This is a genomic window from Agromyces sp. NDB4Y10, from assembly GCF_001620055.1.
In the GTDB taxonomy this organism is placed as follows: domain Bacteria; phylum Actinomycetota; class Actinomycetes; order Actinomycetales; family Microbacteriaceae; genus Agromyces; species Agromyces indicus.
The window spans coordinates 1-10,430 of the sequence record NZ_LQGY01000019.1 but is presented as its reverse complement, the minus strand read 5'-3'; the positions used below and the strand labels follow the sequence as shown (position 1 = coordinate 10,430).

At 74.5% G+C, this 10,430-nt stretch carries 10 protein-coding genes; 5 read left to right on the top strand and 5 right to left on the bottom strand.

Features of this window, described 5'->3' with window-relative positions; translation table 11 throughout:
* The 3 genes from AVP42_RS05050 to AVP42_RS05040 form a co-directional block, all read left to right on the top strand.
* Positions 1-1,140, top strand: a 1,140-nt coding sequence (locus AVP42_RS05050) for a DUF4350 domain-containing protein (RefSeq protein ID WP_067946759.1), incomplete at its 5' end; no start/stop codon positions are given.
* Positions 1,137-2,138 carry a MoxR family ATPase gene (locus tag AVP42_RS05045; RefSeq protein WP_067946757.1) on the top strand — a complete coding sequence of 334 codons (1,002 nt, stop codon included), beginning with the start codon at positions 1,137-1,139 and terminating at the stop codon, positions 2,136-2,138. The genes AVP42_RS05050 and AVP42_RS05045, both read left to right, overlap by 4 nt.
* Before the next feature lie 3 nt (positions 2,139-2,141).
* On the top strand, positions 2,142-3,476 hold the full coding sequence (locus AVP42_RS05040; protein ID WP_067946755.1) for a DUF58 domain-containing protein: 1,335 nt from the start codon (positions 2,142-2,144) through the stop codon (positions 3,474-3,476).
* A gap of 15 nt (positions 3,477-3,491) precedes the next feature.
* On the opposite strand, the gene AVP42_RS05035 is transcribed toward AVP42_RS05040, so the two are convergent.
* Positions 3,492-4,487, bottom strand: coding sequence for a stage II sporulation protein M (locus AVP42_RS05035; protein WP_067946753.1), 996 nt, complete (start codon positions 4,485-4,487; stop codon positions 3,492-3,494).
* A gap of 17 nt (positions 4,488-4,504) precedes the next feature.
* Here AVP42_RS05035 and AVP42_RS05030 point away from each other — a divergent pair, with 17 nt between their 5' ends.
* Positions 4,505-5,347, top strand: coding sequence for an RDD family protein (locus AVP42_RS05030; RefSeq protein ID WP_067946751.1), 843 nt, complete (start codon positions 4,505-4,507; stop codon positions 5,345-5,347).
* 72 nt (positions 5,348-5,419) lie between these two features.
* Here AVP42_RS05030 and ahcY read toward each other — a convergent pair whose 3' ends face one another.
* The 3 genes from ahcY to AVP42_RS05015 are packed head-to-tail and all read right to left on the bottom strand — an operon-like array spanning position 5,420 to position 8,594.
* A complete protein-coding gene (gene ahcY, locus AVP42_RS05025; protein WP_067946749.1) occupies positions 5,420-6,907 on the bottom strand; it encodes an adenosylhomocysteinase in 1,488 nt (495 codons plus the stop codon).
* Positions 6,908-6,945: 38 nt separating this feature from the next.
* Positions 6,946-8,382, bottom strand: a complete 1,437-nt coding sequence (locus AVP42_RS05020) for a phosphomannomutase/phosphoglucomutase (RefSeq protein ID WP_067946747.1) — start codon at positions 8,380-8,382, stop codon at positions 6,946-6,948.
* Complete coding sequence (locus AVP42_RS05015) at positions 8,379-8,594, bottom strand: DUF3499 family protein (RefSeq protein ID WP_067946745.1); 216 nt, start codon at positions 8,592-8,594, stop codon at positions 8,379-8,381. Before AVP42_RS05015 ends, AVP42_RS05020 begins: the two co-directional genes overlap by 4 nt.
* Positions 8,595-8,637: 43 nt before the next feature.
* Here AVP42_RS05015 and AVP42_RS05010 point away from each other — a divergent pair, with 43 nt between their 5' ends.
* On the top strand, positions 8,638-9,078 hold the full coding sequence (locus AVP42_RS05010) for a hypothetical protein (RefSeq protein ID WP_067946744.1): 441 nt from the start codon (positions 8,638-8,640) through the stop codon (positions 9,076-9,078).
* Positions 9,079-9,091: 13 nt separating this feature from the next.
* On the opposite strand, the gene AVP42_RS16620 is transcribed toward AVP42_RS05010, so the two are convergent.
* Positions 9,092-10,430, bottom strand: a 1,339-nt coding sequence (locus AVP42_RS16620; protein WP_067946742.1) for a DUF5719 family protein, incomplete at its 5' end; no start/stop codon positions are given.

Below are 10,430 nucleotides of genomic sequence, written 5' to 3'. Positions count from 1 at the left end.
GCCGTCCTGCTCGGCGCGCTCGTGCTCGCGTTCGTCCAGGGCGTCGCGCGCCCCGCGGGGACGCCCATGAGCGCCGAGAACGCCGCGCCCGGAGGCGCCCGCGCGCTCGCCCAGGTGCTCGCCGCGCGCGGCGTGGAGGTCGTCGAGGTCCGTTCGCTCGAGCAGGCCGAGCGTGCGGCGCGCGGCGGCGCGACCGTCCTCCTCCACGACGAGCAGGGACTGCTCGGCCGCGACGGCCTCTCCGATCTCGCGCGTGCCGCCGATCGCCTGGTCGTCGCGCGGCCCGACTTCGCCGCCCTCGAGGTGCTCGCGCCGGGGGTGCGACTCGCGGGTGCCGCCGGCGGGGCGCTCGACGACGTCGGCTGCGAGCTCCCGGCCGCCGAGCGCGCGGGCGGGCTGTCGGCAGGGCAGGGGCTCCTCACGGTCGACGACGAGGCCGCGGCATCCGGATTCGCCGGCTGCTTCGCCGACGACGAGGCGTTCGCCGTCGTCACCGGCCCCGCGCCGGGCGGAGCCGAGGTCGCGCTCGTCGGATCGACCGCGCCGTTCCTCAACGAGACCGTCGGCGAGGCCGGCAACGCCGCGCTCGCGATCGGGCTCCTCGGCACGACCGACGAGCTGGCATGGTACCTGCCGGGGCCGGCGGATGCCGACGTCGCGGCCGCGCCCACCCTGCAGGAGCTCATCCCGGGCTGGGTCAGCCCCGTCCTCGTCCTGGCCGCCCTCGTGGTCGTCTCCGCGGGGATCCAGCGCGGACGGCGCTTCGGTCCGCTCGTCGTCGAGGATCTCCCCGTGCACGTGCCCGCCGGCGAGACGGGCGAGGGCCGCGCCCGGCTGTACGCGCGCTCGTCCGCCCGGGTCCGGGCCCTCGACCAGCTGCGGATCGGCACCGTCCGGCGCCTGCAGGACCTGCTGCGCCTGCCGAGGTCCGCGCACGTCGACGTCGTCGTCACGGCGGCCGCCGCCGCGATCGGCCGCGACGCGGCATCCGTTCGACGCCTGCTCGTCGACGAGCTGCCCGGCGGCGACCGCGACCTCGTCGCGCTCGCGCGCGATCTCGACGACCTCGAGCGACGCGTGCGCGCGGCGCTCCGACCCGACTCCCCCGACGCATCCGCACCGACAGGAAGGCGACCATGACCGACCCGCTCCACGACGAGGCGACGCCGCACGACGCGACCCGCGACGACGCCGCGCTGCGCGCCGCGCTCGACCGCGTCCGCACCGAGGTCGGCAAGGCCGTCGTCGGCCAGGACGGCGCCGTCACCGGCCTCATCATCGCGCTCCTCGCCGACGGGCACGTGCTGCTCGAGGGCGTCCCCGGCGTCGCGAAGACCCTGCTCGTGCGCACGCTGAGCCGCACGCTGCACCTCGAGACGCGGCGCGTGCAGTTCACGCCCGACCTGATGCCGGGCGACATCACCGGGTCGCTCGCGTACGACCCCCGCTCGGGCGAGTTCGCGTTCCGCGAGGGCCCCGTCTTCACGAACCTGCTGCTCGCCGACGAGATCAACCGCACGCCGCCGAAGACCCAGTCGGCGCTGCTCGAGGCCATGGAGGAACGGCAGGTGTCGGTCGACGGCGTGACCCGGCCGCTGCCCTCGCCGTTCCTCGTCGCCGCGACCCAGAACCCGATCGAGTACGAGGGCACGTACGCGCTCCCCGAAGCCCAGCTCGACCGGTTCCTGATGAAGCTCGTGCTCGAGGTGCCCGAGCGCGATGCCGAGGTGTCGGTGCTGCGTCGCCACGCCGACGGCTTCGACCCGCACGACCTCGCGGCCGCCGGCGTCGAGCCCGTGGTCGGCGCCGCCGAGCTCGCCGCGGCCCGGACCGCCGCCGGTCGCGTGGGCGTCGGCGACGACGTGCTCGGGTACGTGGTCGACCTCGCGCGCGCGACGCGACGGAGCCCGTCGATGCGGCTCGGCGTGAGCCCGCGCGCCGCGACGGGCCTGCTCGCCGCTGCGAAGGCGTGGGCCTGGCTCACCGGATTCGAGAAGGTCACACCCGATCACGTGCAGGCCATGCTCCTGCCCGTGTGGCGGCACCGGGTGCAGCTGCGCCCCGAGGCCGAACTCGAGGGCGTGGCGGTCGACCAGGTGCTGCGCGGCATCGTGCAGCAGGTGCAGGTGCCGCTCTAAGCCATGTCCGTCACCGGCCGTTTCACGTTCCTCGTCGCCCTCGGCGTCGTGCCCGTCGTCCTGCTCGGCGCCGACGCCGGGGCGGCGTGGGCGGCGCTCGGCGGGTGGCTCGTGCTCGCGATCGGCCTGGGGGTGGTCGACCTCTCGCTGGCGGCGTCGCCGCGGCGGGTCGCCGTCGCACGCGACCTGCCCGATCGGGTGCGGCTCGGCGAGACCGTCGAGTCCGTCGTGGTGGTGCGCAACCTCGGCGAGCGGATGCTGCGCGCCACCGTGCGCGACGGCTGGCCGCCGTCCGCGGGCGTGTCCGGGCGGAACCGGGCGAACGTCGACGTGCCGCCGCGCGAGGGTCGCCGGATAGCCCAGCGGCTCACCCCGACCCGGCGCGGCGATCGCCGCACGGAGGCGGTCACCATCCGCTCCTACGGCCCCATGCGCCTCTGGGCACGACAGGCGACGCTCGCCGCCCCCGGCCGGCTGCGCGTGCTGCCGCCCTTCCACTCGCGCGCCCACCTGCCGTCGCGCCTCACGCGCCTGCGCGAGCTCGACGGTCGCACGCCGCTGCTCATCCGCGGGCAGGGCACGGAGTTCGATTCGCTCAGGGAGTACGTACGCGGCGACGACGTGCGCTCGATCGACTGGCGCGCGACCGCCCGGCGATCCGACCCCGAGCAGCCCGGCTCGATGCGGCTCATGGTGCGCACGTGGCGGCCCGAGCGCGACCGGCGGATCGTGATCGTCGCCGACACCTCGCGCACGGCCGCGGCCCGGATCGGCGACGAACCCCGGCTCGACACGGCCTTCGAGGCGTCGCTGCTGCTCGCCGCGCTTGCGAGCCACGCGGGCGACCGCGTCGACTTCCTCGCCTGGGACCGTCGGCTCCGCGGCCGCGTCCACGGCGCCGCCGGGCCCGAACTGCTCGCGCGCATGGTCGACACGATGGCCGGGATCGACGCCGAGCTCGTAGAGGCGGACTGGGCGGGCCTGCCCGCGCAGGTGCGCCGCGTGACGAGCCGCCGCGCGCTCGTCGTGCTCCTCACCGCCGCCGACTCCCCCGGCAGCGCTCGCGGGCTGCTCGGCACCCTCCCCCAGCTCACGGCCCGGCATCGGGTCGTCGTCGCCTCGGTCGTCGATCCGGCGCTCGCACGCGCGGTCGGCCGACGGGACGAACTCTCGGACGTGTACGCCGCGGCGGCGGCCGAGCGGTCCCGTCTCGACGCGGAGCGCGTCGCCGCGGCGGTCGGACGCCTCGGCGCGTCGAGCGTCAGCGCGGCGCCGCACGACCTGCCCCCGGCGCTCGCCGACCACTACCTCGCGCTCAAGGCCGCCGGGCAGCTCTGAACGCGGGCCGAGCGATCAGCCGGCGACAGCCCGCCGGGCGCCCGCGTCGAACGTCGTGAGGTCGCCGGTCTCCCCCGCGCGGGCCGCACGACGGCCGAGCACGAGCATCCAGACGAGCAGCCAGGCCAGTGCGAGCGCACCGATGCCGATCTTCACGGGCCACGGCCACGGCGCGGGCGTCACGAACCCCTCGACGAGTCCGGCGACGAGGAGGAAGAACACGAGCCCCACGGCGATCGTGAACAGCGACCGCGCGTCCTCGGCGAGCGCCTGACCGCGGGTGCGTGCACCCGGCGCCACCCACGCCCAGAAGATGCGCAGGCCCGCCGCGGCCGCGACGAACACGCAGGTGAGCTCGAGGAGGCCGTGCGGCGCGATGTAGAGGAAGAACGTGTCGGCCTCGTCGTACGCGAACATGATCGCGGCCGTCACGCCGAGGTTCTGCGCGTTCTGCAGGATCACCCACGGCACCCACACGCCCGTGATCCCGAAGGCGACGCACTGCGCCGCGATCCAGGCGTTGTTCGTCCAGACGGCCCCCGCGAACGACGCCGCCGGGTTCTCGGAGTAGTAGGCGACGAACCCCTCCTCGGCGATCTGCCGCAGCTCCTCCTCGGTGCCGAGGTTCGCCATCACCCGCGGGTCGGACAGGGCCCAGAGCGCGTACAGCGCGGCGACGAGCACCGTGCCGACGGCCACGCCGAGCGTCAGCCAGCGGACCCGGTACAGGGCCGCGGGCAGCTGCACCAAGGCGAACCGGGAGAGCTGCCGGAGCGGGTTCTCGGGTGCCCCGGTGAAGCGCAGCCGCGCCCGCGCGAGCGAGATCGACAGCCGGTCGCCGAGCGCCGTGGACCCGGCGGTGGCCTGCACGAGCGAGAGGTCGGATGCGGCGGCCTGGTACCGCTCGATGAGCTCGTCGGCGTCCTCGCCGTCGAGCCGGGCGGATCGGGAGAGCGCGTCGAGCCGCTGCCAGTCGTCGTGGCGGGCTGAGGCGAGCGCGTCGAGGTCCATCTGCTTGAATACTAGCCATGCCCGACCCGACCGCCCCGGCCCGGTCGGCGGTGCGCGTCGACGACGAGGCGGTGCTCACCGGGGAGGCCGTCGCGCTCGACGTCCGGCCGGCGAGCGCGGTGATGCGCGCCGGAGGTGCGCTGATCGACGTGGTCGTCACGGTCGTCCTCGGCCTCGCGGCGCTGCTCGCCATCGTGAACCTCGACCTCGACGAGGCCGCCGCCCGCGCGGTCGGCATCGCGGTGATCGTCACCCTCCTCGTCGTGCTGCCCACCACCGTGGAGACCGCCACCCGCGGACGCTCGCTCGGCAAGCTCGCCCTCGGCATCCGCGTGGTGCGCGACGACGGCGGCGCGATCGGCTTCCGGCACGCGCTCATCCGCGCACTGGTGGGCGTGCTCGAGATCTGGCTCACCTTCGGCGGTCTCGCGGTGCTCGTCGGGTTCCTCAACCCCGACTCGAAGCGCCTCGGCGACATCCTCGCCGGCACGCACGGCCAGGTCGAGCGCGTGCCGCGCTACGAGCCGCTCGCGTTCGGGGTGCCGGCTCCCCTCGCGGGCTGGGCCGCCACCGCCGACGTGGGCCGGCTCCCCGATCCGGTGGCGCGTCGCGTCGCCGCGTTCTTCCGCAACGCCGTCCACCTGGCCCCGGGCAGTCGGCAGCGCCTCGCGCAGTCGCTCGCCGCCGAGGTCGCCCCGTACGTGTCGCCCGTGCCCGCCGCCGATCCCGAGCTCTTCCTCGCAGCGGTCGCCGCCCTCCGCCGCGAGCGCGACCTCACCGCCCTCGCGCTCGAACGACGACGTCTCGACGCGCTCGAACCGGTGCTCGAGTCGCGCCCGGTCGGGTTCCCGGAGCGCTGACCCGGCGACCGGCGCAGGCAGACGGATGCCGCGGGCGCGACGTGCACCCGCGGCATCCGTTCGCCGACCGGATCAGTACCGGTAGTGGTCCACCTTGTACGGTCCGCCGACGGGCACGCCGATGTAGGCCGCCTGCTCGGGCGTGAGCACCGTGAGCTCGACCCCGAGCGCGTCGAGGTGGAGGCGCGCCACCTTCTCGTCGAGGTGCTTGGGGAGCACGTACACGCCGATCGGGTACTCGTCCGGCCGGGTCCACAGCTCGATCTGCGCGAGCACCTGGTTGGCGAACGAGTTCGACATGACGAACGACGGGTGGCCGGTGGCGTTGCCCAGGTTCATCAGGCGGCCCTCGGAGAGGACGAGCACGCTGCGGCCGTTGGGCAGGCGCCACTCATGGACCTGCGGCTTGATCTCGACCTTCTCGGCCCCCTCGAGCGACTCGAGCGCGGCCATGTCGATCTCATTGTCGAAGTGGCCCACGTTCGCCACGATCGCGAGGTGCTTCAGCGCGAGCAGGTGCTCGAGGCGGACCACGTCCTTGTTGCCCGTTCCCGTCACGAGGAGGTCGACCTGGTCGATGACGGACTCGAGCCGCGCGACCTGGTAGCCGTCCATCGCGGCCTGCAGCGCGTTGATGGGATCGATCTCGGAGACGATCACGCGCGCGCCTTGGCCGCGGAGCGCCTCGGCGGCGCCCTTGCCGACGTCGCCGTAGCCCGCCACGAAAGCGACCTTGCCGCCGATCAGCACGTCGGTCGCGCGGTTCAGCCCGTCGGGCAGCGAGTGGCGGATGCCGTACTTGTTGTCGAACTTCGACTTCGTCACCGAGTCGTTGACGTTGATCGCCGGGAATCGGAGCTCGCCCGCGGCGTGCAGCTCGTACAGGCGGTGCACGCCCGTGGTGGTCTCCTCCGTCACGCCGCGGATCTCGTCGGCGACCCGGGTCCACCGGTCGGGGCTGACCTCGAGCGACCGCCGCAGCGTGTCGAGCACGACGCGGTACTCCGCGCTCGCGTCATCCGTCGCCTCGGGCACCGAGCCGGCCGCCTCGAACTCGCGGCCGCGGTGCACGAGGAGCGTGGCGTCGCCGCCGTCGTCGAGGATCAGGTTCGGCCCGATCCAGTCGGCGCCCGCCGCCTCCGCCTCGGCCGACCAGTCGAAGATGCGGTCGGTGCACCACCAGTACTCCTCGAGCGTCTCGCCCTTCCAGGCGAAGACCGGCACGCCCTTCGGGTCGTCGACCGTCCCCTCCGGGCCGACGACGACCGCCGCGGCCGCCTCGTCCTGCGTCGAGAAGATGTTGCAGCTCGCCCAGCGCACCTGCGCGCCGAGCGCCGTGAGCGTCTCGATGAGCACCGCCGTCTGCACCGTCATGTGCAGGCTGCCCGCGATCCGGGCTCCGGCGAGCGGCTGGGACGCGGCGAACTCCTCGCGCAGCGCCATGAGGCCGGGCATCTCGTTCTCGGCCAGGCGCAGCTGGTGCCGGCCCGACTCGGCGAGCGAGAGGTCGGCGACCTTGAAGGGCAGGGCGGATGTCGCAGTGGAGGTGGCGAACGTCATGGGCTCCATTCTCGCAGGCGCGCCGCCCCGCGAGGACGTCAGGCCCGGATGAGGCCCAGCACCTCGTCGCGGACCGCGGCCATGGTCGCCGCATCCTCGCCCTCGACGTTCAGCCGGAGCAGCGGCTCGGTGTTGGACGGCCGCACGTTGAACCACCAGAACGGGGCGTCCTCGGCGGTGATGCCCGTGACCGTGAGCCCGTCGAGCTCGTCGAAGTCGGCGCGACCGGTGAAGGCCTCGACGATGCGCGCGTACGCGGCCGGGACGTCCTCCACCGTCGAGTTGATCTCGCCCGAGAGCGCGTACGGGGTGAACCGCGCGGCGAGCTCCGACAGGGGCGCCTGCTGGCCGCCGAACTCCGCGAGCAGGTGCATGGCGGCGAGCATGCCGTTGTCGGCGCTCCAGAAGTCGCGGAAGTAGTAGTGGGCCGAGTGCTCGCCGCCGAAGACCGCCCCCGTCTCGGCCATGCGGTCCTTGATGAGCGAGTGGCCGACCCGCGTGCGCACGGCGATGCCGCCGGCCGCCTCGACCGCCTCGGGGACGAACCGCGAGGTGATCAGGTTGTGGATCACCGTGGGCTGCTCCTCGCCGAGGGCTCGCACGCGGGCGATCTCCCGCAGCGCGACGATCGCCGCGACCGCCGAGGGGTCGACCGCCTCGCCGCGCTCGTCGACGACGAAGCAGCGGTCGGCGTCGCCGTCGAACGCGAGGCCGAGGTCGGCGCCGTGCTCGACGACGGCACGCTGCAGGTCGACGAGGTTCGCCGGGTCGAGGGGGTTCGCCTCGTGGTTGGGGAACGTGCCGTCGAGCTCGAAGTAGAGGGGCACCATCTCGAGCGGCAGCGCCGGCAGTCCGGCCGCGTCGCCGAGCACGGCCGGGACGGTCAGCCCGCCCATGCCGTTGCCGGCATCCACCACGACCTTCAGCGGTCGGACGCCGGCGAGGTCGACGAGCGAGCGGAGGTGCGCGGCGTAGTCCGCGAGCACGTCGAGCTCGCGCACCGTGCCGGGCGACGCCACGGGCGGCACGCCGCCGGCGTCGAGGTAGTCGCCCGCGCGGTCGCGGATGGCCGCGAGGCCCGTCTCGAGCGAGATGCCCTGCGCGCCGGCGCGCGAGAACTTGATGCCGTTGTACGCGGCCGGGTTGTGGCTGGCCGTGAACATCGCCGCGGGCGCGTCGAGCGAGCCGGAGGCGAAGTAGGTCTCGTCGGTCGAGCACAGTCCGATCGCCACGACGTCGGCCCCGCGAGCCGTCGCCCCGCGGGAGAAGGCCGCGGCGAAGCCCGGGGACGAGTCGCGCATGTCGTGTCCTACGACGATGCGCCCGCCGGCCGCACCGACCTCGTCGGCGAAGGCCGCGCCGAGGGCCTCCACCACGTCGTCGGTCAACGCCTCGCCCACGATCCCCCGCACGTCGTAGGCCTTCACGCTGGCGTCGAGGCGCGCTCGAGCGCCCGAGGAAACGGGGGGATTCATGCGGTGAACCCTACCTCACCGAGGGTCACGTGCCGAATGATCTGCCATCCGCGCGGGGCCGACGTGCGCTCGGCGTGGCGGGCGCACAGATCATACGAATGGGGCTCGCGCGTGAAGGCGAGCGGACCCAGGACGGCCATCGAATCGGCGTAGTCGTACGTGAGCGTCGCGACCGCCTCGGCGGCGCATGCGGTGCGCGAACAACGTCTCATGGCCACCCCAGCGTAGCGACCGGCGCGCCGCTAGAGTGGATTCATGCCCCGATCCCGCCGTGTCGCCCCGGCATCCTCGGCGCGGCGCCGCTCGCGCGATCGGCACGGGCGCGGCATGCGCTCGCCGGTCACCGGACCGCACCTCGAGCCCCTCCGCACGCGCATCGAGGAGTTCGACGTGACGGTCGCCTCCACGGCGGCCTACCTCCGGGGGCTCTGGCCCGATCTCGAGGGCGTGGTCTTCCAGGTGGCCGACGCGCCGGCCGAGGCCATCCACGACGATCACGTCGATCGCTGGAAGGTCCTCCACGACGAGCGTCGCATCGTCTTCTTCCGGCTGCCCATCGTCCGGTTCCTGCGCACGCAGGAGGGCGAGGAGAAGGACGAGAAGCTCCTCATCGAGAGCTGCGTCTTCCGCGCCGTCGCCGACTTCCTCGGCCGGGACCCGTGGGAGCTGGCACCCGGACGCTACCGCCACCTGTGACGGTCGCCGGCCGTCACTGCGGGTAGACCCGCACCGGCGCGTCGAGCGGTCCCGGCGGGGTGACCGGCATCGCCGCGATCGCCTCGGGCTCGCCGAACGTCAGGCTCGCGTGCAGTCCCTGCACGTCCTCGAGGACGACGCGCTCCCCCGGCTGGACCTCGAGCGAGCTCGCCGTGCCGCCCTCGAGGGTGAGCTCGCGCTCGGAGGCCCCGGCGATGACGGTCGCGGTGACGGGCTCCGCTCCCGGGTTGGCGAGGTGGAGCACCGGCGAGGGCGCCTGCGGCACGGCGACCGCGGCGCGCTCGAGCAGCGGGCCGGTGGCCGCATGCCACGCGAGGTCGGCCATCACCGGCGCGTTCCCGGCGCGCTGGACGGTCGATCGGGCTGCGGCGACGACGGGGGCGTCGGCCTCCACCACGACGGTGTACCGCCCGGCGGCGAGCGTGCCGAGCGGGACGTCGCTCACCTGGCCGTCGACGAGTGACACGTCGACCAGTCCGACCTCGCTGCCGGTCGCGTCGAGCACCCGGACGACCGCGGCGACCTCGCCGCCCCCGGGGGCGTAGAGCCGGACCGCCGGATACTCGTCGCCCTCCGCGTGGTCCTCCTGGGGGTCGACGCCGCGGGCGTCCACGACGGTGAACCCCGGGATGACCTGGCGCTCGGCCGGCAGGGCGGTCGGGGTGGAGAGCTCGACGCCCGCCGCATCCAGGCCGATGACCACCGAGTGCTGCAGCGACGCGGCGATCGGCGAGCCGGCGCTCGTGACGTGGACGACCGTCGAGCGGACGTTCGGGGCGAGCCCGGCCAACGAGACGACGCGTTGCGTGCCCGGGGCGACGACGATCCCGAGGGCCCCCGGGGCCTCGACGGCGCCGGTCTCACCGATGACGCGCACGTCCACGGTCGAGGCGACCTGGCCGGGATTGGCCAGCAGGACCAGTCCGGAGCGCCCGACGTCGGTCGCGCCGGCGACGAGCCACGACTCGGCGGCCGGCTCGGCGCACGCCGCGGCGGCGAGGCCCGACAGCGATTCCGCCGACGCCCGCTGCGCCTGCGCGCCCGCGAGCATCCCGCCGGCGACCGTTCCCGGCTCGGCGGAGATCGCGACGGGGCCGCCGTCGACGTCGGCCGCGGTGTTGTCGGGCGCCTCGACCGGCGACTGGTCGACCACCGCGTCGGCGGGATCGGCCGCGATGGCCACCGCCGCCGTGCCGACCGAGGAGGTCGAGGTCGCGTCGGCGCTGTCGCCGGCGAGTTCGAGCAGGGGGCCGGGACACACCCGCAGCTGCCGGCTCTCGGCGGGCTGCACGAGGGCGGAGGGCGGCTCGACGGCCTGCGACGGCAGGGTC

What these genes read in the sequence shown, in the direction of transcription:
- AVP42_RS05045 (WP_067946757.1), top strand. Translation starts at nt 1,137, where the DNA reads ATGACCGACCCGCTCCACGACGAGGCGACGCCGCACGACGCGACCCGC.
- AVP42_RS05040 (WP_067946755.1), top strand. Translation starts at nt 2,142, where the DNA reads ATGTCCGTCACCGGCCGTTTCACGTTCCTCGTCGCCCTCGGCGTCGTG.
- AVP42_RS05035 (WP_067946753.1), bottom strand. Translation starts at nt 4,487, where the DNA reads ATGGACCTCGACGCGCTCGCCTCAGCCCGCCACGACGACTGGCAGCGG.
- AVP42_RS05030 (WP_067946751.1), top strand. Translation starts at nt 4,505, where the DNA reads ATGCCCGACCCGACCGCCCCGGCCCGGTCGGCGGTGCGCGTCGACGAC.
- ahcY (WP_067946749.1), bottom strand. Translation starts at nt 6,907, where the DNA reads ATGACGTTCGCCACCTCCACTGCGACATCCGCCCTGCCCTTCAAGGTC.
- AVP42_RS05020 (WP_067946747.1), bottom strand. Translation starts at nt 8,382, where the DNA reads ATGAATCCCCCCGTTTCCTCGGGCGCTCGAGCGCGCCTCGACGCCAGC.
- AVP42_RS05015 (WP_067946745.1), bottom strand. Translation starts at nt 8,594, where the DNA reads ATGAGACGTTGTTCGCGCACCGCATGCGCCGCCGAGGCGGTCGCGACG.
- AVP42_RS05010 (WP_067946744.1), top strand. Translation starts at nt 8,638, where the DNA reads ATGCCCCGATCCCGCCGTGTCGCCCCGGCATCCTCGGCGCGGCGCCGC.